Below are 26,118 nucleotides of genomic sequence, written 5' to 3' on the forward strand. Positions count from 1 at the left end.
GGGCCGGAATGACAGCCCATGGCAAACATTAGCGCGAAACGGTAATCAGGACTTTAAGAGAGATGCTAGACATCCACCTCGGCTTCAAGCGCGTGCGTGGTAATAAACTCGCGCCGCGGCTCGACCAGGTCGCCCATCAGCTTGGAGAACAGGTCATCGGCCTCGGCCAGTTCCTCGATTTTGACCTGCAGCAGGGACCGGCCGTCCGGATCCAGGGTGGTTTCCCAGAGCTGTTCGGCATTCATCTCACCCAGACCTTTATAGCGCTGGATTTTCATGCCCTTGGCCCCCGCCGCCGTGACAGCCGCCATCAGCTGGCTTGGCGTATGGATCAGCGTGTCCACTGTTTTGGTGACATAATTGGCCGGTCCGGCAAAGTCGCCGGCAATGGCAATGGCACGGTCTGACAGACGGCGCGCCTCCGGGGAGACCCGCAGCGATTCTTCCAGGATGGCTGTCTCGGTCACACCGCGGACGTCCCGTTTGAAAACAAGGGCATGATCGTCGGTCAGTGTCGCTGTCCAGTTGTCTTCGCCTTCCTCGGCAAAGCGGTTGAGGATTTCAGCCGCCTTGTCAGCCGCTGCCTGTGTCACGTCCGGAACCATCGCCCCCGCCAGCGCGGCGGCCTCGGCGGCAAAGATCGGAGCGCGCGCCGCAATCCGGTCGAGCCCCAGCTTGACGAGACGGGCTTTCTCGACCCGGTCGGCCAGATCGGCACCGCCAATGGTGGACCCGTTGGCCAGCTTCAAGAGCGCTTCCGAACAGCCTTCCTCGATCAGATAGCTGTCCATCTCCGCCTGGTCCTTCACATAGCGCTCGGAGCGGCCACGGGTGATCTTGTAGAGCGGCGGCTGGGCAATATAGAGATGACCACGGGTGATCAGCTCCGGCATCTGGCGGTAGAAAAAGGTCAGAAGCAGGGTGCGGATGTGTGCGCCATCGACATCGGCGTCGGTCATGATCACGACCTTGTGGTAGCGCAGCTTGTCGAGATCCAGCTGATCCCGGCCAATCCCCGCTCCCAGCGCCGTAATCAGCGTCCCGACCTGTTCGGACGACAGCATTTTATCGAATCGCGCCCGCTCGACATTCAGAATCTTGCCGCGCAAGGGCAGCACCGCCTGGAATTCACGTGCACGGCCCTGCTTCGCAGAACCGCCGGCGGAATCTCCCTCGACGATGAAAAGTTCGGACTTGGACGGGTCTTTTTCCTGACAGTCAGCCAGCTTTCCCGGCAGGGAGGCAATGTCCAGAGCGGATTTCCGCCGTGTCAATTCCCGCGCCTTTCGTGCGGCCTCACGCGCAGCCGCCGCCTCGATGATCTTGGAGACGATCTGCTTGGCTTCGGCGGGATGTTCCTCGAACCAGTCCGACAGCATTTCATAGCAGGTGCCCTCAACGGCCGGACGCACTTCCGATGACACCAGCTTGTCCTTGGTCTGGGACGAGAACTTCGGATCCGGCACCTTCACCGACAGGACACAGGTCAGGCCTTCGCGCGCATCATCACCGGTGATCGTCACTTTCGATTTCGCTGCCAGTCCGGAGGACGCTGCATAGGTGTTAATCACCCGCGTCAGCGCGCCGCGGAAACCGGCCAGATGGGTACCGCCATCGCGTTGGGGAATATTGTTGGTGAAACACAGGACATTCTCGTGATACCCGTCATTCCATTCCAGCGCGGCTTCAACCGTCACCCCCTCACGCTCGCCGGCGATCAGCACAGGCGGCTCGAAAATCGGAGTCTTGGCGCGGTCTAGATGCTCGACAAAAGCCGCCACACCGCCCTCATAGAACAGTCTTTCCTCGAACGGCTCGCTTTCGCGCTCGTCGCGGAACAGGATCAGCACGCCGGAATTGAGAAACGCCAGCTCGCGCAGACGGTGGATCAGCGTGTCGCGCTTGAATTCGATATTGGTGAAAGTCTTGTCCGACGGCATGAAACGGACTTCCGTCCCGGTCAGCTTCTTGCCTTTGACGTCCGGCGCATCGCCGACAATTTTCAGGTCTTCACCATTCTCGGGATCGCCCAGCAGAAAACGCATTTCGTGCGTTTTGCCATTGCGCCAGATCCGCAGGTCCAGCCATTCCGACAGCGCATTGACCACCGAAATACCCACACCGTGCAGGCCGCCGGACACCTTGTAGGAATTCTGGTCGAATTTCCCGCCGGCATGAAGCTGGGTCATGATGACCTGAGCCGCAGACACGCCCTCGCCTTCATGCAGGTCAACCGGGATACCGCGGCCATTGTCTGACACGCTGGCCGAGCCGTCCGCATGGAGAGTCACGCGCACCTCGTCTGCATGGCCGGCAAGCGCTTCGTCAATTGCGTTGTCAACCACCTCATAGACCATGTGGTGGAGGCCCGATCCGTCATCGGTATCACCGATATACATGCCGGGGCGTTTGCGGACAGCATCCAGTCCTTTCAGGACCTTGATGGAGCCCGCGAGATATTCCTGATTGGGTTCGTCGCTCATGCCGTCAGTCTATCCGAATCGCCGCTGTCGCGCCATGCTTCAACTACATAATTATGATAGCATTATATAAATATATTCAATGGCTTATGGGCCTCTGGCAGAGAGCTACAAAAAAGCCGGCAAATTTGGCCTGAAAACCGCAGAATCAGCGCAGGACAAGCAGGATCGCAATCCCCAGCATGACCAGCGCGGTGACACCATCCGCCCAGCGTTTCACGCCCTTTTCCTGCAGCCAGTTGCGGGCCTTGTGCGCCAGCCCGACATGTACCGAGGCGGTCAGCAGATACATGGCCAGCATGATCGACACCATCACCAGCCAGGCGGTGAGATCGACCTGGCTGAGGTCGAAAAAACTGGGCAGCAGGGTCAGATAGAAAATGATTGGCTTGGGATTGGTCAGCGGCATGGCAATGCCTGCCAGATAGGTCGCCGCCAGCCCCATACGTGTTGGCTTGCGGATTTTTGCCGCTTGGGGATTCCGGAAGGACTGGAAGGCCGTCCAGGCAAACCACAGCAGGATGGCCACGCCAATAATCTTGAAAATCCAGCCCGCCGGACCGATCCGGTCGGCCACGGCTGTCAGCCCCGTCACAGCGACGGTAAACCAGAAAATATCACCGGTAATGATGCCGGCCCCGTAGATGAAGCCATGCGCCGGGCCGGCATCCAGCGTCCGCGCCACCATGGCGACATTGCCGGGACCGGGTGTAAAAAACAGGATCAGCAGTGCGGCGGCAAACAGCGTCAGGCTATCAGGGGACATGAGCCGCCGTCTGCACTGAAACCCGGCCCTGCTCGACCGAAAATTGCTGCGCCTGCTGGCCAAAAGCTGAAAACAGGCTGGCCTCCACACCGGTCAGCCAGGCTTGTGCGCCCAGTTCCAGGATCGCACCCGCCAGTCCTTGCCGCCGCATTGCGTCCAGATGAGCGCACGCCTCGTCCAGCAAGAGCAATGGCACCTTGCCGCCCCGCGAGGCAAGGGATTGGGCCTGGGCCAGCACCAGCCGCAGGATCAGCGCCTTCTGTTCACCCGTGGAACACAGGGCGGCCCGCTGATTTTTCTCGCGATGGCGGGCGCCCAGATCACTGCGGTGCGGACCGCGCGTCAGCGTGCGGCCTGCCGCGGCATCGCGGCCGCGTCCTTCGGCAAGCGCAGCGATGAGCTGGTCCTCTGCATCGCGCAGCTCCGCACCCTCCGCCAGAGCGGCTTCGACCAGCCCGTCCAGCGCCAGGTCCGCCTTCGGAAAAACGCCGTCTCCCGCCATGTCTATCGCCGATTGCAAACGCGACAGCGCATGCAGGCGTCCCGCGGCCAGCGCCACCCCATGCCCGGCCATATCGGTTTCCAGCGCGTCCAGCCAGACCGGATCCGCCCGGCCCTGATCCAGCAGCCGCTGACGCCGGGACCGGAGTTTTTCGTAACTGCCCAGGGTTTCGCCATGCGACGGGTCACTGGCAGCCACAAGCCGGTCAAAGAATTTGAGCCGGTCAGAGCGGGGACCGGCAAATAACCGGTCATGCTCTGGCAAGAGCACAATCATCGGCAGGCACCGCGCCAGATCGCCCCGCGAGGCCGGCTTGCCATCCATGCGCGTCTGGCGGCGGCTGCCATCGAGCAGGCCCGAGGCCAGCGTCACATCATCCCCGGTTTCCGACAGGGTTTCCGCATACACGGCCCAGGCCGGTGCCACATGGCCGTCCAGCCGCCGCAGCGGCTCCTCGGTTTCGGCACCGCGCAGGCCGCGGCCCGGGGCCAGCAGGGAAATGGCTTCAAGAATATTGGTCTTGCCGGACCCGTTCGGGCCCGCCAGACAGACCGGGCGTGCGTCCAGATCAAGATCCAGCGTTTCGAAATTGCGGAAATCCGTCAGCCGCAATCGTTTCAGCGCCGCCACTTTCCGGGTGTCAGATGGCTTTCGCGTCACACCCGGAGCGGCATCAGGACGTAGAGTGAATCCGCATCACCGGAATCCGTCACCAGCGTGGGTGACGCCGGATCGGCAAAGTGGAACCGGGCCTCGTCCCCCTCGATCTGACCGGCCACGTCCAGAATGTAACGGGCATTGAAACCGATGGCGAACCCGCCTTCCTTGCTGTCGACCGGGACTTCTTCGGTCGCCTGTCCGGACTCCGGATTGTTGACCGCCAGTGTCAGCGTGCCGTCATCCAGCGACAGCTTCACCGAGCGCGATTTCTCGATCGAGATGGTCGCCACGCGGTCAACCGCCTCGGCGAAACGCTTGTTCTCCACCGACATCAGTTTCTCGTTTCCGCGCGGGATGACCCGCTCATAATCCGGGAAAGAGCCGTCGATCAGCTTGGATGTCAGCACCGCGCGGCCAAAGCCGAAGCGGATCTTGCCGTCGGAAACGGAGATGCGGATATCATCATCGGCATCTTCGAGCAGACGGCGGGCTTCCTGGACCGTCTTGCGGGGCACGATGACAGCCGGCATACCGCCCGCGCCGTCCGGCAGATCGCATTCCGACAGCGCCAGCCGGTGACCATCCGTGGCCACGGCGCGCAGGGTCTTGCGGCCTTTTTCATCCGCGGCATGCAGATGAATACCGTTGAGATAATAGCGGGTTTCCTCGGTCGACACTGCAAAGCGCGTCTTGTCGATAATGCGGGCCAGCGCATCCGCTTCCAGCGTGAAGGAGTGCTGCAAATCTTCCGACGGCATCATCGGGAAATCTCCCGGCGGCAGTGATGGCAGCGAGAAGACCGAGCGGCCGGCCTTGAGGCTCAGCCGTGGATCCTCGCCATCCAGCTCCAGCGTCACATCCGCGCCCTCCGGCAGTTTGCGGGCGATTTCATAGAGCGTGTGGGCCGGTGCCGTGGCCATGCCTTCACGCTCGACCTGTGCGGCCGCGCTTTCCTGGATTTCAATATCGAGGTCTGTCGCGGCGAAACTTGCGCCATTGGCCCCGGCCGTGATCAGCACATTGGACAGGATCGGAATGGTGTTCCGGCGCTCGACGACGGCCTGAACATGGCCCAGAGCCTTCAGAAGAGCTGCGCGTTCGATCGTGAGTTTCATATCGTATCCGTCTTCCTGCCTTCTTGTCCGGAAGGAGGGCAAATCGCGACAGAATAATGAATCGCCTCATCCCCGGGGAGGCGAGCATAGCGAAATTTTTTAAAGTGCAATACGCCCCGGCTCGCCTGAATGCAGCGAGCCGGGGATAAGTCTACCCGCGGATTTCGGCCGACAGGCTTTCAATCTCGTCCTTCACCGGATCGCCGGCCTTGATCAGCTCGCTGATCTTGTTGACGGCATGGATCACGGTCGAGTGGTCCCGGTCGCCAAAACGGCGGCCGATATCCGGCAGCGACCGTGTGGTCATCGTCTTGGCCAGATACATGGCCACATGGCGCGGCTTGACCACCGTCTTTGTCCGGCGCTTGGACAGGATGTCGGCCACTTTGACGCCAAAGCGCTCGGCCACCACTTTCTGGATCACATCAACGGTGACGCGGCGCTCCGAAACGATCGACAATTCCCGGAGTGCGGATTCGACCGCCTCCATTGTCACCGGCCGCCCCAGAAGTGCCGTCCGCCCGATGACATTATTGAGCACGCCTTCCAGTTCGCGGGCGCTCGCCGTCATCCGCGCGGCGAGGAAATCCCGCACTGTTTCCGGAACCGATAACTCGGGATAATGGCAGCCGGCCTGGGCAATCTTGCAATCGAGGATCTTGCGGCGCAGATCCAGATCGGGCTTGCGCAATTCACAGGCAAACCCGCCCTTGAGCAGCGAAGCAAGACGTTGATCCGTGACATTCAATTCGGCCGGCGGCCGGTGCGATGCCAGAACCACCTGTTTTTCATCCGCAATCAAAGACGCCACCGTATGCAGGAATTCGTCTTCGGTCTTGGGCTTGCCGGCGATGAAATGGACATCATCAATCAACAATACATCCACCCGGCGCACGGATTCCTTGAATCCGATCGTGTCTTTCTTGCGCATGGCCGAAACAAAGCCGGAGAGAAATTCCTCCGCCGTGAGATACAGCGCCTTGCGGCGGGCCGCGCCCAGCTCGACCGAATGCGCGATGGCGTTCAGGAGATGGGTTTTGCCGACGCCGTAATCGCCATAGAAAAAGGCCGGATTGAAGGGCGAGGGCGAGGCATTGACGATCGCCCGGGCGGCCGCCGAGGCCATTTCGTTGGACGGACCGACCATGAAGGTGTCGAATGTGAACCGGTCGCTGACAGGACGGGACGGGCTGGCCTCGGCCGGCGGCGAAGCCGGCGCCCCCGCTGTCATCGGAACGGCCGCAACAGGCCGCGGAACCACGTCTTCTTCCGACAACAGCCGGAGCGGACGGTTTTCGGGGTCGAACTGGGTCCAGAGTGCCTGCAACCGTGCCCCGGCATGATCCTCGACCCAGTCCCGGTAGAACCGGCTGGGAGCGATGACCAGAAGGCCGCCATCCTCCTCCTCGCGGACCCGCAGCCGGGCCATGTTGGATGAGAAAACCGTATCCCCGTATTCGCGGCGAAGATGAGCGCGCACTTCACGCCAGACAGCCCCCGCAGTCTTCACTTCAGCCACCTTGTTAAGGGATTTCAACGCACCGCCAGAAACGATCGACATGTCCCCCACACCCTCTCATTGGGCCTGTCAAATCCAGGCCATGTAATTGTTTTTACAGGCAAAGCTTCCCCGTTCGCCATTCACGCATGTGAACAGCGGCAGCGCATGATTTGATCCGCATAGGAATGACCACCTGATGTCCCGTAGAGTAACCAGAGACCCTTCCCGGTCAACCGAACTTTCCCCCTGATTCCCGTGATTCTTCCCTTGACAAGGGAAAAGGTGTGACGGGATAGGAATTTGGCATCTGCATCTTTTTTATCCGGACACAGTGCCGGTTTGCCCCCGGAAATGACTCGCAGAAAGGCAAAGAAAAACGCCCCGGGCCTCTCGCCCGGAGCGTCTCCAGATTTCTCATTTTCGCGCGGTGATTTAAGCGGAAAGCGCTTTCACACGCGCCGACATGCGGGAGATTTTCCGCGAAGCGGTATTCTTGTGGAACACGCCTTTGGTCACGGCGCGCATCATTTCCGATTCCGCCTTGACCAGAGCCTCGCGGGCCTTGCCGGAATCTCCGGCCGCAATTGCGGTATCGACCTTCTTGATGAAGGTGCGCACGCGCGAGCGGCGTGACTTGTTGATCGCGGTGCGGCGGGCAATCTTGCGCACCATTTTCTTGGCAGAGGCCGTATTCGCCATGAAGGTCTGTCCGTTGTCTTTATAATTCTGTGTCTGCGCGCTCCGGAAAGCCGGATCGCGCGTGAGGCGGGGCGTATACTCGTCCGGGCCGCGCCCGTCAACTCTTTGCGCAGGCTATTTGTGCTTGAAGTGGGCCGCCCGCTTCTCGGCAAAGGCCGCCATGCCCTCGCTCTGGTCTTCGGTCGCAAATTGCGACTGGAAAACACGGCGTTCCCAGCGAACTCCTTCCGCAAGGCCCAGCTCGAACGAGCGGTTGATGGCCTCCTTGGTCATCATTGCGATCGGCAGGGATTTGGCAGCAATCGACTCGGCCGCCTCGAGGGCTGTGCTCATCAGATCATCCACCGCCACAATGCGGCTGACCAGTCCCGCGCGCTCGGCTTCCTCGGCATCCATCATCCGCCCGGTCAGGCACATATCCATGGCTTTCGCCTTGCCGACAGCCCGCGGAAGGCGTTGCGTGCCACCAGCACCCGGCATGACGCCCAGATTGATCTCTGGCTGACCAAATTTCGCGGTTTCGGAGGCGATGATGAAATCGCACATCATGGCAATCTCGCAGCCCCCGCCCAGCGCATATCCCGATACCGCGGCAATGATCGGTTTGCGGAAGCGCGCAACCGACTCCCACGTCTTCTCGAACGGGTCATTCATATAGAGGCCGACAAAGTCCTTGCTGACCAGCTCCTTGATATCGGCACCGGCGGCAAACGCCTTTTTCGATCCGGTCAGAACCACGCAGCCGATATCGGCATCGGCCTCGAACTTCGCCAGGGCGGCCGCCAGCTCGGCTGTCAGCTCGTCGCACAGCGCGTTCAGTGCTTCCGGGCGGTCCAGCGTGATCACGCCGACACGGCCTTCGGTCTTCACCTGAATTGTTTTATAGCCCACGAAAGGCCTCCATCTGAGCGCGGCTTGTCCGCCGCCGGGGTATCGAGCGCGCCGCTATAACGCATCGGAGGACCGGGGTCACCACCCCGATACCGGTCCGGTTTTCATGGCGGCTTTGCGGTTACGGTCCGGCCACCTCGATCCCGCGATCCCGAAGCAGCGAAATCACGCCCTGCTCGCCCGGAAGGTGCCCGGACCCGACGGCGATGAAGACCGTGCCGGACCCATCCAGAATATCGGCGATCTCTTCGGCCCAGCGCTCATTGCGCTGGACAATGATAATATCATGCACTTCCGGCGCATCGCTGCGCATCTGGCCATTCATCACCGCGTCAATGGCGTTCTGGTCACCCTCGGCCCAGGACGTCACCAGCGTGTCGAGCTGTCCCGGAGCGGTTTCAAAATCCGTCATGGTCTGCTCCAGCAGACGGACTTCCACATCCTGCGGCAAGTCGGCAAAGAAGCCGATCTGCTCGTCCACGGTTTCGAAATAGGCCAGTGTTTTCCCCGCCGATTCTGCCATCGGCCACAGCGTGGCTTCCACGCCTGAATTCGGGTCGAACCCGGACGCGATAATGAAGCCGACACTGAGCTGTATGGTCGCGATCCAGGGCCGGAGCGGCTCGAGCTGGGCGGCGGACGCGCCGACCTGGGGGGCAAACGTCTCGATCAGCTCCCAGGTGTCCTCGCTGACCAGTGAGGACAATGTCACGCCGGCCGGGTTCATGGCATTGGCAAACACCGCCTGCTGCATGGCAGGTGCCTGAGCCGGATCGTTCACAGGCGCTTCGAAATAGACCGTATCAGCGGCTTCAAAGGCGGACATCACCTCTTCGGTCTGCCATTCGATTCCGGGCCGCAGGATATGCACTGTGCCGAACACATAGATATCGCTGTCTTCATCCTGGATGTGCCATAGCGTGGGGTCTGCGGCAGCCGTGCTCGTCAACAGCGCGGCGGATGCAAATCCGCACAAAAATGTCCCGATCAATTTCATTTCATTCTCCAGTCCTGAAAGACGTTTCCGGCCAGTTTCGGTTTTTATTGCCTTGCTGGCGGACAAAGCCTACCGGGAACAGCCAGACCGCCGTCTCCCCCTATCGCTGACAAGTCGGGCAGAAAAATGTCGACCGCCCGGATTGCACGATACGCATGATCTTTCCGCCGCAAGCCGGAGACAAACAGTCCTCATCTTCGCGGCCATAAGCCCGGAAGGCATGCTGGAAATACCCCAGCTCGCCCTCCGCCGAGGCGAAATCCTTGAGGCTGGATCCGCCCGCGGCGATGGCGTCGTCTATGACCTGCCGCACCGCCAGAGCGAGCCTGTCGGCACGTTTCGGACCCAGCGTCCCGGCCAGGCGCCGCGGCGACAGACCGGCCCGGTGCAGCGCCTCGCAGACATAGATATTTCCCAGCCCCGCCACGACGCGCTGGTCCAGCAATGCAGCTTTCAGCGGCGCTTTCTTGCCCGTCACGCGCGATTGCAGGAAGGGACCGGAAAAAGCATTGGAATTCGGCTCCGGCCCGAGGCCTGCCAGAAACGGCACCGACTCTTCCGCCTCTGTGGGAAACAGTGTCATGAAGCCGAAGCGGCGGGGGTCATTGAACACAATCCGTGCACCGCCCTCCATGTCGAACACGACATGATCGTGTTTTTCCGACGTTCCGGGCGCATGGGCAAAATCGCCGGGCTTTGCGGCCCGGTCCGGCAAATGGATCGTGAACCGGCCCGACATGCCCAGATGGGCCAGCAGGGTTTCGCCGTTTTCCAGCCGGAGGAGAAGATATTTGGCCCGCCGGTCCAGTCGCTCGACCCGCACACCGGTCAACCGCCCGGCAAACCGGTCCGGAAACGGAAAGCGCAGATCCGGGCGGCGGTTTTCCGCCCGCTCGATCACGTGCCCTTCCATAACCGGGGCCAGCCCCCGGCGGACGGTTTCAACTTCAGGAAGCTCGGGCATGATGTCGCGCTAGTGCTAACCTCGTCATTGCCCTATCTTCCGTTCCCATGACCGAACCGCAATCAGAAACCGCATCCTTCGGCTTCAGGGATGTTCCGAAAACCGAGAAGGCCTCGCTGGTCCGCGGCGTCTTCGACCGGTCCGCGCGCAAATATGATCTGATGAATGATCTGATGTCTCTGGGCATTCACCGCGCCTGGAAGGACATGACAATCGAGCGCGCCAGTCCGCAACCCGGGCACAAGCTGATCGACGTGGCCGGCGGCACCGGTGATCTCGCCCGGGCTTTCGTGGCAAAAGCCGAACAGCGCCGCAAACTGCGCGGCGGTCCTCCTGCCACCGCGATTGTCACCGATATCAACGAGCAGATGTTGCTGGCCGGCCTCCGGCGCGGCGACGCCGGCCATCTGACCTGGGCGGTCGGGAATGCGGAATGCCTGCCCTTTGCCGACAAGAGCGCCGATTGCGTGACCATTGCCTTCGGGATTCGCAATGTAACCGACCGGATGGCCGCCCTGAGGGAGATGCGCCGCGTCCTGAAACCGGCCGGCCGCTTCCTGTGCCTGGAATTCTCGCGCCCGACCACGCGGGCGCTGGAGCGCATCTATGATGCCTGGTCATTCAATGCGATCCCGGTTCTGGGCGAGAAAATCGCGCAGGACCGCGACAGCTATCAGTATCTGGTCGAATCCATCCGCCGCTTTCCGCATCAGGACGCTTTTGCAGCCGAGCTCCGGGACGCCGGTTTCGGACAGGTCTCCGTGACCAATTTTTCCGGCGGGATCGCGGCGCTCCACACCGGCTGGCGGATTTAATTTCACCTGCCTGTCGAAATCGGGAAAACTCATCCGTCTTGAAGCTGACCGGGACATCCGGCCACCTTCAAACGGGAGAGCATGATGCAATACGCAATACTGTTTTATGAGAGCGCCGAGGATTTTGCCGCAAGGCAGGACCCGGCCCGCGCGGATTACTGGCAGGGATGGACATCCTACAGCGGCACGATTGGTCAGTCGGGCAAGCTGGCAAGCGGTGCCGCCCTGCAGGGACCGGAAACCGGCGCAACCCTGAAAGCCGGCACGGTGCAGGACGGGCCCTATGCCGACACCAAGGAGCAATTGGGCGGATTCTTCATGGTCGAGGCCGACAGCCTGGAAGAGGCGCTGGAAATCGCAGCCCGGGCCCCGACGGCCGGAACCGGAGCTGTTGAAGTCCGCCCGGTTTTACCCATGACACAAGGGGAGGGCTGAGCCATGCAATTCATGTTGTTATTGCACGATGACGAAGCGGCCTGGATGAGCCTTCCCGAAGACCGGCAGATGGCAATTGTCGGCGAATACATGGCCTATTCCGATGCGCTGCAGAAAGCCGGCGCTTTCGTGTCGGGCGCGCCGCTTGACCCAGCAGGGTCGGCGAAAATCGTCACCGGCTCCGGAATACAGGACGGTCCCTACGCTGACACCAAGGAGCAGCTGGGCGGCTTCTATCTGATCGAGGCCACCTCCATGGAAGAAGCGGTGGAATGGGCCGGCAAATGCCCGGCGGCAAAAACCGGCAAGGTCGAGGTCCGGCCCGTCCCGGACTATGGCGGATAAACCCGTGCAGGATCCGGCCCGGCGGGCGGCAGAATCCGCTGTGCGCAATGCCTATGGCCGGATCCTCGCTTTGCTCGTCATCCGCAGCGGCAATCTTGCCATCGCCGAGGATGCGCTGGCCGAAGCGCTTGCCCGCGCTCTGGTGGCTTGGCCGCAATCGGGCGTGCCGGAAAAACCGGAAGCTTGGCTGCTGACCACGGCCCGCCATCTCGTGATCGACACGGCGCGGAAAAAATCAACCGAGACGTCGCGGAAAGCGGACGTGCGGCTTCTCCTCGAGGAAAGTGAGGCCGAGATGATGGCCGGGGACAGCCTTCCCGATGAACGCCTGAAACTGCTCTTTGTCTGCACGCATCCGGCCATCGAGCCGGGCATGCAGGCTCCGCTCATGCTCCAGACCGTGCTGGGACTCGACGCCGCCCGGATTGCGAGTGCCTTTCTGGTCCGCCCCGCCACGATGAGCCAGCGGCTGGTCCGGCAGAAATCCGCTCTGAAGTTGGCCGGGGCCGGTTTCGAGGTTCCGGGCAGGGATGAGTGGCCGGACCGGCTGAACGCCGTCTTGCAGGCCATTTACGGGGCCTATAACGCCGGTTGGGAGGACCATGCCAACGCCTCCCTTGCCGAAGAAGCCCTGTTTCTCGCTACCCTTGTCAATCAGTTGCTGCCCTATGAAGCCGAGTCGGCGGGCCTCATGTCACTCATCCTGCATTGCGAAGCCCGGCGAAACGCACGGCGCGACCAGGCGGGCCGGTTCGTCCCGCTGGACCAGCAGGACACGTCGCGATGGGACGCGGCCATGATTGTTGAGGCCGAACGTCTCCTCGGCATGGCCCTGCGGATGGGAAATATCGGCCGCTTCCAGCTTGAAGCAGCCCTGCAATCCGCCCACTCTGCCCGCAGGATCACCGGGCAAACGGACTGGGCCTCCATCCTCGCCATTTACGATCGGTTGATCGCGGTCAGCCCGGCCCTGGGTGCAATGGTCGGCCGGGCCGCTGCCATCGGCCAGAACGTGTCGCCGGAAGCCGGACTTGAAGCGCTCGACAGCCTGCCCGGCGACCGCGTGGCACAATACCAGCCCTACTGGGCGACACGGGCGCATCTGGAAGCACGCAGGGGCAGCTTGGCAGCAGCACAGAAAGCCTACCGATTGGCTATCGGACTGACGTCGGATTCCGCTGTCCGCACCTTCCTGCTGGCACGGTTGGCGGAGCTTGGGTGAAGGCGGCGCTCAGATCAGTTTCAGTTTTCTGAAAACCGCCAGAAGCATCAGGCCAATCAGGGTCAAGCCGCTGACAACAATCCAGAATCCCCATGGACTGTCCGCTCCGGGAATGCCTCCGACATTGATTCCCAGAATACCAGTCAGCAATGTAAGCGGCAGGAAAATGGCCGCAACCACCGACAAAAGCAGCGTGTACCGATGCATTTGTTCTGCGCGTAAATCCAGCAACTGGTCATGAACGATCGCCGCCCGCTCACGCACTGACTCCAGCTCTTCCGTAACCCGCGTTGTCTTGTCTCCGGCCTCACGAATCCGGCTTCTGTCACGCTCTGTCAACCAGTCCAGATCTTCGATCGCCAGTGTGTTGAGGGCATCGCGCTGCGGCGCAATGAAACGCCTCAACAGAATGGTTTGCCGCCGCAAATCCGCAAGAATGCGGCGTTCGAATGTGGCTTCGGGATGGTCCAGCAGCTCTTCCATTCCATCCATCTGCTCGTGAAGGTCGGCGACAAGAGGTTCCATCCGGTCGACCAGCCTGAGCGCCAGCTTTGCCACCAGATCGCCCGGACTGACCGGCGCAACGCCGCGGTCTAGTGAGGCCATTAGATCGGCGACAGCATGGAGCGGACGCCGCCAGACTCCGATTACGCGGTGCTTGTCTACCCAGAGACGGAGAGAAATCATGTCCTCCGGTTCGGCGCCTTCATGTAAATTGACGCCTCGCAGATTGAGAATGGTTCCATCGCCATGCACGGTACATCTGGGGCGGGTATCGTCCGCGGTCAGTGCATCAAGAATGAATCCATCAAGACCGCTCTCGTTTTCGAGCCAGTCCATTGCTTCGTGATTTTCGCGTTGCAGTTGGACCCAAACGAAATCAAATCCATTCGATCCTGGCGCCGGTGAGGTCAATTGCACGAGCCTGATGGATCTCGCCCCTCCTTCACCATCCAGTACATAGGCGGCAACGGGTGGGAGAAGGGGGATATCAGCCATAAGCGGAGTCTGGCCCTCTGTTGTAACACTATGGTTAACACCGCTCTGCTCATAGGATGCGACCGCATAGCGCGCTCGCCATGAGCGCTATGGCGCATTAAACCTCACCCGCAATGTTCAGAACCCTGACTTCCCTTGGCCGGCTCGCCCGGGCCGGATTCACGCTGGCGCGCTATGACGCCATCTTTCCGCGTGAATACCAGGAAAAATTTCCGCCATCGCTGATCGCCCTGGCCGCTTTTACGCGTCTGTTCTCGCGCCGCGGTGAAGCGGAAAACCCCGGCGAAAGACTGGCCAGAGCCCTGGAAAAGCTTGGCCCCTCATATGTGAAGCTGGGGCAGGTGCTCGCCACGCGGGCCGATGTGGTCGGTCAGCGTTTTGCACGCGGCCTGTCGCGCCTGCAGGACCAGATGCCGGCCTTCGATCAGAAGACCGCCATTGCCACGCTGGAATACGAGCTGGGCGGAGAGCTGTCGAACTGGTTCAGCAGCTTCGATGCGCCGGTCAACGCCGCATCGGTCGCACAGGTTCACCGCGCCACGACCACGGATGGCCGCGATGTCGCCGTAAAAATCCTCCGGCCCGGAATTGAGGCCCGGCTGCAAAAAGACATTCGCGCCATGCGATTGGGCGCAAAGCTGGTTCAACGTTTTGTTCCTGCCGCGAAGCGCCTGGAACCGGTGAAGTTCGTCGACACCGTGGCCCGTGCCACAGAGCTGGAAACCGACCTTCGCCTCGAGGCCGCCTCGGCCAGCGAGCTCGCTGAAGCGGCGTCCCTGGCGGAGAATTATCGCATCCCCGAGGTCGATTGGGAGCGCTCGGCCAAGCGGGTCCTCACCACCAACTGGATTGACGGCATACCCCTTACCGACCCCGACAGGATTGAGACAGCGGGAATTGACCGGGCCGCTTTGGCCAACACGCTGACGCGCGCCTTTCTGACCACGGCGATGGAAACCGGTGTCTTCCACGCCGACATGCATGCCGGAAACCTGTTCGCCGACAAGGACGGCAATCTCTGGGCGGTTGATTTCGGTATTATGGGCCGCATCGGCCGTGAGGAAAGGCGGTTTCTGGCGCTGATCCTGCACGGCTTCCTGACCCGTGACTACAAGGGTGCCGCCGAAGCTCATTTCAATGCGGGCTATGTCCCGCCCCGTCATTCGATTGATGATTTTGCCTCCGCCTTGCGCGCGGTCGGCGAGCCCATTTTCGGCAAGAGAGCGGACGAAGTGCCGATGAGCCGTGTCCTCCTGCAGCTGTTCGAGATCACGGATCTGTTTGACATGCACCTCAGGCCCGAACTGGTTCTGTTGCAGAAAACCATGGTCCAGTCAGAAGGTGTGGCGCGAATCCTCAATCCGCAACACGACATGTGGGCGGCCTCCGCCCCGGTGGTCGAGAAATGGATGAAGCGCGAACTGGGACCGGAAGGCATGGCACTCGATTTCATTGAGGACCTGAAGCGGCTGCGAGCCAGCGTCCGGCGCTTGCCGAATGCCATCGAGGACTGGGCCGAGGCCGGAGCCCGGCTGCGCAGCGGCGAAATCAAGCTGGACGATGCCAGCTTGAACCGCCTCGCCGGCCATCAACGCAAGGGCCGGCTCTGGCGCTGGTTCGGCTATGGCATTCTGGCCATGGCAGCCGGCGCCGCCGGTGCCAGCCTCCTCAACTTTTTCTAGAGAGAGAGCAGGAAATTCACCCACATCACGGCCAGCACGATGGCGGAGATGCGGTGAACCAGAAACCTCAAGCCCAGCGTGTTGATCGTTATATGGATCAGCGTGTGTAAAAACCGCAGCCCGACAAACACCCAGGCCAATGTCAGCTGCAATCCGGACACGTCGAGCTGGCCGGCAAGGTGGAAAGCCACCAGCGCATAGAACAGCACCGGCAATTCCAGCAGGTTGACCAGATTGCGCCCCGCATTGCCGATGTAGGCAGGCGGTGGCGTGCCCGTCTTGGTCAGAGAATAATCCTTCGACAATTCCCCGCGGGCATTGGCAATGACCCCGAGAACCGTCAGCAGAAAATAGATAAAAAGGGTAAGCAGGGCGAGCGCCGCCGCGGCGTAAAGAATGGATGGCATGATATCCTCCCCGATCCGGTCACGAACAAGGCTAGCGCGCTTTGCCCTCCACCTGCGAGCAAAAACGCGCTAGGAGACGCATGGATCAGGAGGCTGGCATGGGCGATAAGCGCATATTACTCATCATTGGCGGCGGTATCGCTGCCTACAAATCTCTTGAACTGATCCGGGATCTGGCAAAGCGCGGCATCGGAACGCGCTGCATCCTGACCAGTGCGGCAGAACACTTCGTCACCCCGCTCAGTCTCGCCGCCCTGTCCGGAGAGAAGGTCTATTCAGACCTTTTCTCGCTGACCGACGAGACCGAAATGGGCCATATCGAACTGTCCCGCTCTGCCGATCTTGTGGTGGTTGCGCCAGCCACTGCGGACCTCATCGGCAAATGCGCCAATGGCCTTGCGAATGACCTCGCGTCTACAACACTGCTGGCCACCGACAAGCCGGTCCTGATGGCTCCGGCCATGAATGTCCGCATGTGGCAGCATCCTGCCGTGCGCCGGAATGTCGAGACACTGAAGACCGACGGTGTTGAATTTGCCGGACCGGAGGAAGGCGAAATGGCCTGCGGCGAATTCGGCCCGGGCCGCATGGCCGAGCCTGCCGCCATCGCCAATGCCATTGAAGGCCTGCTGTCGCGGACCTCTGCATGACCAGCCTGACCGGCAAGAAAATAATCGTCACGGCGGGCCCGACCATCGAGGCCCTTGACCCCGTCCGGTTTCTGTCCAACCGGTCCAGCGGAAAGCAGGGCTATCTGATTGCCGAAGCCCTGGCGCATCGCGGCGCGGATGTCCGTCTTGTTTCCGGCCCGGTCTGCCTGCCCTGCCCGTTTGACGTGACACGGATTGAGGTCGAAAGCGCCCGCGAAATGCTGACCGTTGTCGAAGCCGAATTACCGGCAGATGTCTTCATTGCCGTCGCGGCGGTATCAGACTGGCGCCCGGCTGAAACCCACGCCCGGAAAGCTGAAAAATCGGCGGTGGCAACAACGCTTCAACTTGTCGAAAATCCCGACATCCTCCACACCATCGCAACCCGGAAAACGGACCGGCCGGGTCTGATCATCGGATTTGCCGCAGAAACCCATGACGTGCGTGAGCGCGCCCGTGCCAAACGCCGTCGCAAGGACTGTGACTGGATCATCGCCAATGATGTGTCCGGAGACGTGATGGGCGGGGATGAAAACGCGGTCTGGCTGATCTCGGACCACGAAGAGACGGTCTGGCCGCGAACTCAAAAAGCCGGGATTGCGGCGCTCCTGGCTGACCGGATTGTCGCCGCGCTCTCCGAAATGTGATCACGGCGAAGTAGAGCGGTCCGGCTTTATCCTCTAGTTTTGCCCTATGATAAGGGAGGCTTTCCGATGAAATCAGGAATCTTGACCGCAATTGCCGCAGCTTCGCTGACAGGTGCAGCCGCGTTCGCATTTACCGATGTTGAGGAATATGGCTGCGTGGCCATGTCAGCAGACCGGCAGGGCGCAGCGGCCATGCCCGGCTATAGTGTGCTGGAACGGTCCCGCGCCGAAGGGCGCATGACCGTGAGCATTTCCGCCGATTTCGCCATTGCCGGAATAATGTGCCGGCGTAACACGATCATTCCGGCAGAGCAGGATTTTGAAGTGCCGCTGGCCGGGCTTCCTCTTTACATTTCGACGGATGGCGCAGATGGCAGCCGCATTGTGGTGCTGACGATCGAGGACGACCAGTTCGTTGTCCGCATAATGGAAGGTGAATTGACCGCCTCTGAACGCGAGCAGGTGGCAAGCCGGATCGAAACTTATTACGCTGCGCTTGAAGACGAATCATGAAGCGGCCGCCTGAGACCTTGTCCTGCGGTCAGGGGGAGGTCCGCCATGCCGGTTATTGTTCAGGTTTCGCCATTGCCGCATTTTGAAGGGCTGGACTTGCCCGGATATCAGACGGCGGCCAGTGCCGGCCTCGACCTGCCGGCCGCCGTTCCTGACGATGAACCCGTTACCATTCCGCCCGGTGAATGGCGGCTGATTCCGACCGGCCTCTCCATGGCCCTGCCCGATGGATATGAGGCGCAAATCCGCCCCCGTTCCGGGCTGGCGGCCAAGTTCGGCATCTCCATGGTCAATACGCCGGGCACAATTGACGCCGATTATCGCGGCGAAATGAAGGTCAACCTGATCAATCACGGCAAGGAGCCCTTTATCGTCCGGCGCGGGGAACGCATCGCCCAGATGATCGTTGCTCCGGTGACTCATATTGAATGGGCCCCTGTTACGACCTTGAGCGAAACCGCCCGCGGCACCGGCGGCTTCGGCTCGACCGGCGTCTGACAGTTCTTTCTGACTTCATGCGCTGGCAATCGGCGTTGACGTGCATACATCAACGAAAGGTCAAAGCCGGAGAAGGCCCATGGAAACCAGCGGTCGCGGAAAAGTCTACGCCTCGTTTCTGGATACAATCGGCGACACGCCGCTGGTCGAGCTCGGACGGCTGACAAAAAAACATGGAGCCAGGGGACGAATTCTAGCCAAGCTGGAATTCTTCAATCCTTTGGCCAGTGTAAAGGACCGTATCGGCTTTGCGATGATCGAGGCGCTAGAAGCCGAGGGCCGGATTGGTCCGGACACGCTCCTGGTGGAACCCACTTCGGGCAATACGGGTGTAGGCTTGGCTTTCGTGGCGGCAGCAAAAGGTTACAGGCTGAAACTGGTCATGCCTGAATCCATGTCGATTGAGCGCCGGAAGATGCTGGCCTTCCTCGGAGCCGAGCTGGAACTGACGCCTGCCGCCAAGGGCATGGGCGGGGCGATCGCCCGCGCAAAGGAAATTCTGACCGAGAACCCTGATGCGGTCGCACCCGGACAATTCGTCAATCCGGCCAACCCGGACATTCATCGCAAGACGACCGGCCCGGAAATCTGGAATGATACGGACGGCAAGGTCGATGTTTTCGTGTCCGGCGTCGGGACGGGCGGAACCCTGACCGGCGCAGGTGGCTATCTGAAAGAGAAAAATCCGGACCTCCGGATTGTGGCCGTTGAGCCTCTTGATAGCCCGGTCCTGTCTGGCGGGCAGCCCGGACCCCACAAAATCCAGGGCATCGGGGCCGGTTTCATACCGGACATTCTCGACACCGGCCTGATTGACGAAATCATCGGAATGACCAATGACGAAGCCATCAAATGGGCGCGCGAAGCCGCCCGGGTCGAAGGCCTGCCGGGCGGAATCTCATCCGGAGCGGCGCTGAAGGCGGCGCTCGATATCGCGAAACGCGACGACATGGCGGGCAAGAATATCGTCGTGATTATCCCGTCCTTTGCCGAACGTTATATCTCGTCCGTTCTGTTCGATGGGGTGGGCGAATAGGGTCTACAGCCGCGCATCATGGCAATAGGCCGAGACGTCATTGATCCGCGGATCCACAACGAGATCGCGCGGACGCAGGGGCCGGGACAGCCGCAAGCCCTCCAGTGTCCGCGCGCGCGATAGCGCTACATAGGCTTGCCCGTGCGCAAACATGCCGCGTGAAAAATCGATGTAGAGCTTGTCGATCGTCAGGCCCTGGGCCTTGTGGACTGTCATCGCCCAGGCCAGGCGCAGCGGCAATTGCTTGAAGGCCCCCACCACTGATTTGTCGATGGCCTTCTTGGCCGCGTCATATTGGTAGGAATAGCGCTCCCAGGCGGCCGGTTCGACGCGGTGGGTCTCCGCGCCGATCTTCACAAGGACCGCACCCTCATCCAGATCGGCCACCTCGCCCATTGTGCCATTCACCCATTTTCCCGATGGATCATTGCGGATCATCATCACCCGGGCGCCGCGCTTGAGCAGAAGCGGGTCCTCGGTTGGAAACAGGCGGGGATCAAACTGGCCTTCTGTCTTGGAATTATAAGCCGCGGCCTCGCCGGGCAAGGCAGCAAGGCGCGCCGCATTGATGTCATGTGCGGCCTGATTGGTCGGTGTCAGAACGACATGTGTGGCGCTGGCATCAAAGCCGGTGGCTTGCGTCACCCGCTGGTTCAACAGAGCCGCTTCACGCTCATCGACCCGGGCTTCGCGCACAGCCGATAGAATGTCGATGAAATCCGGGTCCGATTGCCGGAATACGGTTTCCAGTTCGACCCGCAAAAAGCCGGCATCCCGGAAGCCCGGCGCATTAAAAAAGAACGGTCCGCCATAGATTTCGTCGAGATATTGCCCGACCTGCCCGTCAACAACCGGCGGCAGCTGGGCCAGATCGCCCACAATCACCATGCGCACGCCGCCGAACGGCTCCGAACTGTCACGGTGCAGACGCAGGGAATGATCGATCGCCGCCATCATGTCCGCGCGCACCATCGAGATTTCATCAATCACCAGCGTGTCGAGCTCTTTCAGAACCCGCGCATGGCGCAACCGCCTTATGTCCTGCGGCTCGATCAGCCGCGGCGGGAAACGGAAGAAGGAGTGAATCGTCTGACCGCCCGCATTCATGGCGGCCACACCAGTGGGAGCCACCACCGCGGCCCGGCCTTCTATCTGTTGCAGGAATTTGCGCAGCAGCGTGGTTTTTCCCGTCCCGGCCCGCCCGGTCAGGAAGATATGCGCCCTGCCTGTCGTCAGAAGACGCAAGGCGGGGGCGGTCGGATCATCGGTGGGGGCTGGAATATTCATGACGGCAGACTGACCTGATTGGTGAGGATCCGCCATAGGCAGGCTGTCAATCCGGTGCTAGTCGGAAGCCATGGAAGATGAAGAGATCGAACGCTATGCCCGCCACCTCGTACTCAAGGAGATTGGCGGTCCCGGCCAGCAGCGCCTGAGAGCGGCATCTGCGCTGATTGTCGGTGCCGGCGGGCTGGGCGGGCCGGCGGCGCTCTATCTGGCGGCAGCGGGTGTGGGCACAATTACACTCATTGATCCCGACACGGTCAGCCTCGACAATCTGCAACGTCAGGTCCAGTTCGCCACGGGGGATGTCGGCCAGCCCAAGGCCGCCATCGCCGCACAGGGACTCGCCCGCTTGAACCCTTTGGTAAATGTCCGCGCAGTCCAGGCCGAACTCACGCCTGAAAACGCCGTCGCCGTTCTGGCCGGGTCGGATGTCGTCCTCGATGGCTGCGACAATTTCGAAACCCGTTTTGCGGTAAACGCCGCCTGTCACCACCTCGGCAAGCCGCTGATATCGGGTGCCGTGGGCCGCTGGACAGGACAAGTGGCAGTCTTCACATCCGGCTTGAGCAAGGGGACGCCCTGCTATCAGTGCTTCGTACCGGCCATTCCGCCGGATGCTGAAACCTGCGAACGTGTCGGCGTCGTTGGCGCGCTGACCGGCATTATCGGTTCGATGATGGCACTGGAGGCGATCAAATGGATCACCGGGGCGGGAAATCCCTTGTCAGGCCGCCTTCTGATGTATGACGGGCTGGCAGGGACAAGCCGCACCCTGACCCTTCACCGCGACTCGGCCTGTCCTGTCTGCGGACAATGATTTCAGCGCCGCGCTGCCCGATCAGTTGCAGGACGTCGCAAGCGGGCTGGATTCGGCATCGCCCACAGCATCCAGATAGAGCGTCGCCACCATGCGCGGCGTGCAGATAAAGCCCCAATTCCAGTCGTCATGGAAATCCGCCAGCGGGTTGGCGGCCTGCACCTCTTCAAGGCTCATACCGGCTTCAACCATGGGCGCGATGATCGCCCGCGCCGCGCGCACCATATCGATGGACGCCTGTATGTCCTCGCGCGCCGACAACGGACCGTGACCGGGAATGACCTGGGTTTCAGGGCCGGCGATCCGCAATCCGGTCGCCATGGCGTCCAGATACCCGTCCACCGTTCCGCCGCCCGTCAGGTCAATAAAGGGAAACAGGCCGGAAAACAGCGTATCGCCCATATGCAGGACATCGGCGGTTTCAAAATAGACAAGGGCATCACCGTCAGTGTGAGCGGATGGCACGTGCACGGCGCGCACCGTCTCGCCATTCATATGGAAATGAATGTCCTCGCCAAAGGTCAGGACCGGCAGAAAGCCATAGGCGTTCTGGTCGTCCGACGCGGCCAGCCGCGTGCGGATATTATGGTGAGCCACAATTGTCGAGCCTTCCGCATGGAAGTGGTCATTCGAGCCCGTATGATCTCCGTGATAATGCGTGTTCAGAATGAAACGCGGCACACCGTCACCAGCGATATCCGCAATGGCGGCTTCGACCTGCGGGCCAGTGCCGGGGAGAAGATCGTCCACCAGCAATATGCCATCATCGCCAGTCAGCACGCCCATATTGCCGCCCGCGCCGGTGGTCAGCATGACGATGCCGCCACGCAATTCAGTTGGCTCGAAGGTCAGTTCACGGTCCTGAGCGGAAGCTGTTGCTGCAAAAACCAGTGCACCTGCTGTGGTCAGAATGAATTTCATGGCGACCTCCCTGTATGAGTTGAAACATATGATAGCGTGGCATGGCCGCCGCGTCTTCTTCCTCATATCGGATTTACTGCCTATTCACCCTGACGGGCGCATGTCTGTCAGCATGAAACGGATGCTGGCTCTCCTTCTGACAGGCGTGTTGACGGCGCTCTGCCCGGCCGTTCTGGCACAGGATGCCGATACGCCGTCAGGCTATCCGGTTCCACGCTTTGTCTCGCTGAAGGTCAGCGTCGCCTACGGGCGGGAAGGCCCCAGTCAGGATCACCGGATTATCTGGCGTTATGTACGTGAAGGCCTGCCGCTTCGTGTCACAGCCGAAGCCCCCGGCTGGCGGCGGGTGGAAGACCCGGGCGGCGAGGTAACATGGATGCACCAATCGCTGCTGTCCGGCCGCCGCACCGTTTATATTCCGGAGGAGGCAGAGCTCCGGATCCGCCCGGATGCTGATGCCAATATCGAGGCCATAGCCGAGGCCGGGGCCATTCTCGATCTGGAACGCTGCGCCGATGGCTGGTGCCGGCTGCAGGCACAGGGCCATCATGGCTGGGTTCGCGCCAATGCCATCTGGGGCATAATGCCATCCGACCTCGGCACCTACGGCGCAGCGCCACACAGCCTCGCCGCCTTGAGTGACCCGCCCCCGCATGATACCGCTGATCGCTGAAAGCGGTGGATATATGACGGCTTGATCCCCCGCTCCAATTCATAAAGCGGACCGTCACCGATCGGGATCAGACATGACAGAACGTCCAAGCGCGCTTTCCTATGAAGATCTGCTGAAATCATCCCGCGGAGAGCTTTACGGCCCCGGTAACGGTCAATTGCCCGCGCCGCCCATGCTGATGCTCGACCGCATCACGCACATTTCCGAGGATGGCGGCGATTACGGCAAGGGTCAGGTCATTGCCGAGCTGGATATCAAGGATGATAAGTGGTTTTTCGCCTGCCATTTTCCCGGCGATCCGGTCATGCCCGGCTGCCTGGGTCTGGATGCAATGTGGCAGCTGGTCGGATTCTGGCTGGTCTGGGAAGGCAATCCGGGCAAGGGCCGCGCGCTCGGCTGCGGTGAAGTCAAATTCGTCGGCCAGGTCACGCCGGATGTGAAGACCGTGCGCTATGAAATCAGCATGAAGAAAATTGTCCGCCGGGGGCTTGTTCTCGGCGTTGCGGATGCGCGATTATTCGCCGACGACAAGGAAATCTACAAGGCCAAGGATCTGAAGGTCGGCCTGTTCAAACCTGAAGATCTCGCCCGTCAGGGCTGAGCCCCGAATGACAGGAGTTCATATGCGCCGTGTTGTGATCACCGGGCTGGGCGTGATTTCGCCTATCGGAAACAATGCAGACGAGGTCACCGCCTCGTTGAAAGCCGGCAGGACCGGCATCCGTTTCATGCAGGAATTTGCCGACCACAATTTCAAATGCCAGGTCGGGGCCAAGCCGGATATCGATCCGGCAGAGCATGTCGACAAGCGCGTCTACCGCTTCATGAGCGAAGGCGCAGGCTGGTGCTATATGGCGATGGAACAGGCGATTGCCGCATCAGGCATCGGCGAGAACGACATTTCCAATCCACGCACCGGTATCATCATGGGCTCGGGCGGTCCGTCTGCGGGCACGATTGTCAACGCGGCCGATATTACCCGCGACAAGGGCCCGCGCCGTATCGGCCCCTTTGCCGTGCCCAAGGCGATGAGCTCGACGGCGTCGGCCACGCTCGCCACACCGTTCAAGATACTTGGCGTGAACTATTCCATCACTTCGGCCTGCACGACCTCGCTGCACTGCGTCGGGGCTGCAGCCGAACAGATCCAGTGGGGCAAGCAGGATGTGATGTTTGCCGGCGGCTGCGAGGAGATTCACTGGGCGCTCTCCAACCTGTTTGATGCCATGGGCGCGATGTCAACGAAGTACAATGATACGCCGGAGCACGCTTCGCGCGCCTTTGACAAGGATCGCGACGGCTTTGTCGGCGGTGCCGGCGCGGGCGTTGTTGTTCTGGAGGAATATGAGCGCGCCAGGAAGCGCGGCGCACCGATCCTCGCCGAGATCACCGGCTATGGCGCGACGTCGGACGGCTATGACATGGTCGCCCCGTCCGGCGAGGGGGCCGTGCGCTCCATGCGTCTGGCCATGGAAACCGCCGGATCGGACATCGACTATCTCAACCCGCATGCCACCGCGACACCGGTTGGCGACATCACCGAGATGAAGGCGGTCAAAGACGTCTTCGGCGAAAACGCCCCCATGATCTCGGCAACGAAATCCATGACCGGCCACTCCTTGGGCGCGGCAGGCGCACACGAGCTCGTCTACACGCTGTTGATGATGCAGAACAGTTTCGTCGCGCCTTCCATCAATGTCTTTGACATGGATCCGGATATTGCCGCCCTGAACCTGCCCATCATCACCGAAACCCGCGACGCACAAATCAATACCGCCATGTCCAATTCCTTCGGCTTTGGCGGCACGAATGGTACGGTTGTTGTATCCAAGGTGTGACGGTGATTGATCGGCGCAACCTTCTGACAGCAACGGGCGCGACGTTTCTTGCGGGTTTGGCAGCACATCAGGCATGGGCCTTTGGGACTCCAGCGCTGCAGGCGTTCAGTACGGCCATCGGACAAGTCGACCATTTCTCTCGCCAGGCGCTGAATGGAGGCATTTCAATTGCCAATTGGCGCGAAGGCCTTGATCATGTTTTTTCAAACCTTGATCCAGACGATGTCCGGAACGCCATTGAATTCGACCGTCTGCTGAACAGTGCGGGCATCGCCGAACGTGGCGTCGCAACCGCGCCGGTTCGCTTGCAGCTCGAAAACGGAGAGCGGCTGGCGTTTTTCCCGAAATTCTTCACCGTGGGACGCGGCAGAGCCATCATTCCACATGGCCACAGTAATATGATATCCGCCCACCTGACACTGCAGGGCCGATTTCATCTCCGGCAATATGACAGGATCGCGATAGAAGACGATGCGCTTTTGATCCGCCCGACGATTGACGAAGTCGTGACGGCCGGAAATTTGGCGTCTATCGGCGACCCGGATGACAATATTCACTGGTTTATTGCCGAAGAGCATGCCTGCACACTGGATATCATCCTCACCAATCTCGACGCCTCAACTTCGTCCGCATTTGACATTTTCAATATTGACCCGATGGAGGCCGCGGCCTTAGGTCAGGACATCTGGCGCGCGCCGCGCCTTTCAGTAGCGGACGGCCTCGCCAAATATGGCTGAGCCCAAACCCCGGAAGGACTT

26 protein-coding genes and 1 pseudogene are annotated in these 26,118 nt (G+C 61.0%); 14 read left to right on the forward strand and 13 right to left on the reverse strand.

All coding sequences use genetic code 11. The features are described 5' to 3' along the window. Nucleotides 1-65: 65 nt before the first annotated feature. The 9 genes from gyrB to mutM all read right to left on the reverse strand — a co-directional run bounded on the left by gyrB (nt 66) and on the right by mutM (nt 10,575). The gene (gene gyrB, locus DBR16_RS12275; protein ID WP_109261520.1) at nt 66-2,483 is read right to left on the reverse strand and encodes a DNA topoisomerase (ATP-hydrolyzing) subunit B; all 2,418 of its coding nucleotides are present in this window, start codon (nt 2,481-2,483) and stop codon (nt 66-68) included. Between the two features lie 145 nt (nt 2,484-2,628). Continuing rightward, the gene (locus DBR16_RS12280; protein ID WP_109261521.1) at nt 2,629-3,246 is read right to left on the reverse strand and encodes a LysE family translocator; all 618 of its coding nucleotides are present in this window, start codon (nt 3,244-3,246) and stop codon (nt 2,629-2,631) included. Next, nucleotides 3,236-4,408 (reverse strand): DNA replication/repair protein RecF, encoded by a 1,173-nt coding sequence (gene recF, locus DBR16_RS12285; protein ID WP_233347819.1) that lies wholly within the window; start codon nt 4,406-4,408, stop codon nt 3,236-3,238. Before recF ends, DBR16_RS12280 begins: the two co-directional genes overlap by 11 nt. Beyond that, complete coding sequence (gene dnaN / locus DBR16_RS12290; protein ID WP_109261523.1) at nt 4,405-5,523, reverse strand: DNA polymerase III subunit beta; 1,119 nt, start codon at nt 5,521-5,523, stop codon at nt 4,405-4,407. Before dnaN ends, recF begins: the two co-directional genes overlap by 4 nt. Before the next feature lie 151 nt (nt 5,524-5,674). Next, the gene (gene dnaA, locus DBR16_RS12295; protein WP_109261524.1) at nt 5,675-7,084 is read right to left on the reverse strand and encodes a chromosomal replication initiator protein DnaA; all 1,410 of its coding nucleotides are present in this window, start codon (nt 7,082-7,084) and stop codon (nt 5,675-5,677) included. 372 nt (nt 7,085-7,456) lie between these two features. Next, entirely contained in the window at nt 7,457-7,723 is a 267-nt protein-coding gene (gene rpsT / locus DBR16_RS12300) for a 30S ribosomal protein S20 (protein ID WP_109261525.1), read from the reverse strand. Nucleotides 7,724-7,837: 114 nt separating this feature from the next. Further along, nucleotides 7,838-8,614, reverse strand: coding sequence for an enoyl-CoA hydratase (locus tag DBR16_RS12305; protein WP_109261526.1), 777 nt, complete (start codon nt 8,612-8,614; stop codon nt 7,838-7,840). Between the two features lie 121 nt (nt 8,615-8,735). Next, nucleotides 8,736-9,611, reverse strand: a complete 876-nt coding sequence (locus DBR16_RS12310; RefSeq protein ID WP_125184566.1) for a TraB/GumN family protein — start codon at nt 9,609-9,611, stop codon at nt 8,736-8,738. A gap of 100 nt (nt 9,612-9,711) precedes the next feature. After that, nucleotides 9,712-10,575, reverse strand: a complete 864-nt coding sequence (mutM, locus tag DBR16_RS12315) for a bifunctional DNA-formamidopyrimidine glycosylase/DNA-(apurinic or apyrimidinic site) lyase (RefSeq protein ID WP_109261528.1) — start codon at nt 10,573-10,575, stop codon at nt 9,712-9,714. A gap of 47 nt (nt 10,576-10,622) precedes the next feature. Here mutM and DBR16_RS12320 point away from each other — a divergent pair, with 47 nt between their 5' ends. From DBR16_RS12320 to DBR16_RS12335, 4 genes are all read left to right on the forward strand, one after another. Beyond that, nucleotides 10,623-11,390 carry a class I SAM-dependent methyltransferase gene (locus DBR16_RS12320; protein WP_109261529.1) on the forward strand — a complete coding sequence of 256 codons (768 nt, stop codon included), beginning with the start codon at nt 10,623-10,625 and terminating at the stop codon, nt 11,388-11,390. Between the two features lie 84 nt (nt 11,391-11,474). Then, on the forward strand, nt 11,475-11,825 hold the full coding sequence (locus DBR16_RS12325; protein ID WP_109261530.1) for a YciI family protein: 351 nt from the start codon (nt 11,475-11,477) through the stop codon (nt 11,823-11,825). 3 nt (nt 11,826-11,828) lie between these two features. Next, nucleotides 11,829-12,170 (forward strand): YciI family protein, encoded by a 342-nt coding sequence (locus DBR16_RS12330; protein WP_109261531.1) that lies wholly within the window; start codon nt 11,829-11,831, stop codon nt 12,168-12,170. Next, a complete protein-coding gene (locus DBR16_RS12335; RefSeq protein ID WP_109261532.1) occupies nt 12,160-13,392 on the forward strand; it encodes an RNA polymerase sigma factor in 1,233 nt (410 codons plus the stop codon). The genes DBR16_RS12330 and DBR16_RS12335 overlap by 11 nt, the downstream gene beginning before the upstream one ends. 9 nt (nt 13,393-13,401) lie before the next feature. Here the strand turns inward: DBR16_RS12335 and DBR16_RS12340 are convergent, their stop codons facing one another. Next, nucleotides 13,402-14,391 (reverse strand): zinc transporter ZntB, encoded by a 990-nt coding sequence (locus tag DBR16_RS12340; protein ID WP_109261533.1) that lies wholly within the window; start codon nt 14,389-14,391, stop codon nt 13,402-13,404. Nucleotides 14,392-14,504: 113 nt separating this feature from the next. On the opposite strand from DBR16_RS12340, the gene ubiB reads away from it, so the two are divergent. Continuing rightward, nucleotides 14,505-16,073 carry a 2-polyprenylphenol 6-hydroxylase gene (ubiB, locus tag DBR16_RS12345; RefSeq protein WP_109261534.1) on the forward strand — a complete coding sequence of 523 codons (1,569 nt, stop codon included), beginning with the start codon at nt 14,505-14,507 and terminating at the stop codon, nt 16,071-16,073. On the opposite strand, the gene DBR16_RS12350 is transcribed toward ubiB, so the two are convergent. Next, on the reverse strand, nt 16,070-16,480 hold the full coding sequence (locus DBR16_RS12350; protein ID WP_109261535.1) for an MAPEG family protein: 411 nt from the start codon (nt 16,478-16,480) through the stop codon (nt 16,070-16,072). The two genes, ubiB and DBR16_RS12350, sit on opposite strands and share 4 nt — an antisense overlap. A gap of 98 nt (nt 16,481-16,578) precedes the next feature. On the opposite strand from DBR16_RS12350, the pseudogene coaBC reads away from it, so the two are divergent. From coaBC to cysK, 4 genes and pseudogenes are all read left to right on the forward strand, one after another. Beyond that, a pseudogene (coaBC, locus tag DBR16_RS14230) lies at nt 16,579-17,777 on the forward strand (bifunctional phosphopantothenoylcysteine decarboxylase/phosphopantothenate--cysteine ligase CoaBC). Between the two features lie 66 nt (nt 17,778-17,843). After that, the gene (locus DBR16_RS12360) at nt 17,844-18,290 is read left to right on the forward strand and encodes a hypothetical protein (RefSeq protein WP_109261536.1); all 447 of its coding nucleotides are present in this window, start codon (nt 17,844-17,846) and stop codon (nt 18,288-18,290) included. Nucleotides 18,291-18,335: 45 nt separating this feature from the next. After that, nucleotides 18,336-18,788, forward strand: a complete 453-nt coding sequence (gene dut, locus DBR16_RS12365) for a dUTP diphosphatase (RefSeq protein ID WP_109261537.1) — start codon at nt 18,336-18,338, stop codon at nt 18,786-18,788. A gap of 79 nt (nt 18,789-18,867) precedes the next feature. Further along, nucleotides 18,868-19,824 (forward strand): cysteine synthase A, encoded by a 957-nt coding sequence (cysK, locus tag DBR16_RS12370; RefSeq protein ID WP_109261538.1) that lies wholly within the window; start codon nt 18,868-18,870, stop codon nt 19,822-19,824. A gap of 3 nt (nt 19,825-19,827) precedes the next feature. Here cysK and DBR16_RS12375 read toward each other — a convergent pair whose 3' ends face one another. After that, nucleotides 19,828-21,111, reverse strand: coding sequence for an ATP-dependent DNA helicase (locus DBR16_RS12375; protein ID WP_109261539.1), 1,284 nt, complete (start codon nt 21,109-21,111; stop codon nt 19,828-19,830). 70 nt (nt 21,112-21,181) lie between these two features. Here DBR16_RS12375 and DBR16_RS12380 point away from each other — a divergent pair, with 70 nt between their 5' ends. Then, nucleotides 21,182-21,928, forward strand: coding sequence for a HesA/MoeB/ThiF family protein (locus DBR16_RS12380; RefSeq protein ID WP_109261540.1), 747 nt, complete (start codon nt 21,182-21,184; stop codon nt 21,926-21,928). A gap of 21 nt (nt 21,929-21,949) precedes the next feature. Here DBR16_RS12380 and DBR16_RS12385 read toward each other — a convergent pair whose 3' ends face one another. Further along, complete coding sequence (locus DBR16_RS12385; protein ID WP_161539507.1) at nt 21,950-22,849, reverse strand: MBL fold metallo-hydrolase; 900 nt, start codon at nt 22,847-22,849, stop codon at nt 21,950-21,952. A gap of 121 nt (nt 22,850-22,970) precedes the next feature. Here DBR16_RS12385 and DBR16_RS12390 point away from each other — a divergent pair, with 121 nt between their 5' ends. The 4 genes from DBR16_RS12390 to DBR16_RS12405 all read left to right on the forward strand — a co-directional run bounded on the left by DBR16_RS12390 (nt 22,971) and on the right by DBR16_RS12405 (nt 26,097). Next, complete coding sequence (locus DBR16_RS12390) at nt 22,971-23,522, forward strand: SH3 domain-containing protein (protein WP_233347825.1); 552 nt, start codon at nt 22,971-22,973, stop codon at nt 23,520-23,522. Nucleotides 23,523-23,595: 73 nt separating this feature from the next. Further along, the gene (gene fabA, locus DBR16_RS12395) at nt 23,596-24,123 is read left to right on the forward strand and encodes a 3-hydroxyacyl-[acyl-carrier-protein] dehydratase FabA (RefSeq protein WP_109261542.1); all 528 of its coding nucleotides are present in this window, start codon (nt 23,596-23,598) and stop codon (nt 24,121-24,123) included. Nucleotides 24,124-24,145: 22 nt separating this feature from the next. Beyond that, nucleotides 24,146-25,360 (forward strand): beta-ketoacyl-ACP synthase I, encoded by a 1,215-nt coding sequence (gene fabB, locus DBR16_RS12400; protein ID WP_109261543.1) that lies wholly within the window; start codon nt 24,146-24,148, stop codon nt 25,358-25,360. 2 nt (nt 25,361-25,362) lie between these two features. Continuing rightward, nucleotides 25,363-26,097: a hypothetical protein gene (locus DBR16_RS12405; RefSeq protein WP_125184567.1), complete on the forward strand. Its 735-nt coding sequence runs from the start codon at nt 25,363-25,365 to the stop codon at nt 26,095-26,097. The last annotated feature ends 21 nt before the right edge of the window (nt 26,098-26,118 follow it).

The sequence above is a fragment of the Hyphobacterium indicum genome, assembly GCF_003129605.1.
GTDB classification, from domain to species: Bacteria; Pseudomonadota; Alphaproteobacteria; order Caulobacterales; family Maricaulaceae; genus Hyphobacterium; species Hyphobacterium indicum.

Coding starts and splice junctions, on each gene's coding strand:
- gyrB (WP_109261520.1), bottom strand. CDS start 2,483: ATGAGCGACGAACCCAATCAGGAATATCTCGCGGGCTCCATCAAGGTC.
- DBR16_RS12280 (WP_109261521.1), bottom strand. CDS start 3,246: ATGTCCCCTGATAGCCTGACGCTGTTTGCCGCCGCACTGCTGATCCTG.
- dnaN (WP_109261523.1), bottom strand. CDS start 5,523: ATGAAACTCACGATCGAACGCGCAGCTCTTCTGAAGGCTCTGGGCCAT.
- dnaA (WP_109261524.1), bottom strand. CDS start 7,084: ATGTCGATCGTTTCTGGCGGTGCGTTGAAATCCCTTAACAAGGTGGCT.
- rpsT (WP_109261525.1), bottom strand. CDS start 7,723: ATGGCGAATACGGCCTCTGCCAAGAAAATGGTGCGCAAGATTGCCCGC.
- DBR16_RS12310 (WP_125184566.1), bottom strand. CDS start 9,611: ATGAAATTGATCGGGACATTTTTGTGCGGATTTGCATCCGCCGCGCTG.
- mutM (WP_109261528.1), bottom strand. CDS start 10,575: ATGCCCGAGCTTCCTGAAGTTGAAACCGTCCGCCGGGGGCTGGCCCCG.
- DBR16_RS12320 (WP_109261529.1), top strand. CDS start 10,623: ATGACCGAACCGCAATCAGAAACCGCATCCTTCGGCTTCAGGGATGTT.
- DBR16_RS12325 (WP_109261530.1), top strand. CDS start 11,475: ATGCAATACGCAATACTGTTTTATGAGAGCGCCGAGGATTTTGCCGCA.
- DBR16_RS12330 (WP_109261531.1), top strand. CDS start 11,829: ATGCAATTCATGTTGTTATTGCACGATGACGAAGCGGCCTGGATGAGC.
- DBR16_RS12335 (WP_109261532.1), top strand. CDS start 12,160: ATGGCGGATAAACCCGTGCAGGATCCGGCCCGGCGGGCGGCAGAATCC.
- DBR16_RS12340 (WP_109261533.1), bottom strand. CDS start 14,391: ATGGCTGATATCCCCCTTCTCCCACCCGTTGCCGCCTATGTACTGGAT.
- ubiB (WP_109261534.1), top strand. CDS start 14,505: ATGTTCAGAACCCTGACTTCCCTTGGCCGGCTCGCCCGGGCCGGATTC.
- DBR16_RS12350 (WP_109261535.1), bottom strand. CDS start 16,480: ATGCCATCCATTCTTTACGCCGCGGCGGCGCTCGCCCTGCTTACCCTT.
- DBR16_RS12360 (WP_109261536.1), top strand. CDS start 17,844: ATGAAATCAGGAATCTTGACCGCAATTGCCGCAGCTTCGCTGACAGGT.
- dut (WP_109261537.1), top strand. CDS start 18,336: ATGCCGGTTATTGTTCAGGTTTCGCCATTGCCGCATTTTGAAGGGCTG.
- cysK (WP_109261538.1), top strand. CDS start 18,868: ATGGAAACCAGCGGTCGCGGAAAAGTCTACGCCTCGTTTCTGGATACA.
- DBR16_RS12375 (WP_109261539.1), bottom strand. CDS start 21,111: ATGAATATTCCAGCCCCCACCGATGATCCGACCGCCCCCGCCTTGCGT.
- DBR16_RS12380 (WP_109261540.1), top strand. CDS start 21,182: ATGGAAGATGAAGAGATCGAACGCTATGCCCGCCACCTCGTACTCAAG.
- DBR16_RS12385 (WP_161539507.1), bottom strand. CDS start 22,849: ATGAAATTCATTCTGACCACAGCAGGTGCACTGGTTTTTGCAGCAACA.
- DBR16_RS12390 (WP_233347825.1), top strand. CDS start 22,971: ATGCTGGCTCTCCTTCTGACAGGCGTGTTGACGGCGCTCTGCCCGGCC.
- fabA (WP_109261542.1), top strand. CDS start 23,596: ATGACAGAACGTCCAAGCGCGCTTTCCTATGAAGATCTGCTGAAATCA.
- fabB (WP_109261543.1), top strand. CDS start 24,146: ATGCGCCGTGTTGTGATCACCGGGCTGGGCGTGATTTCGCCTATCGGA.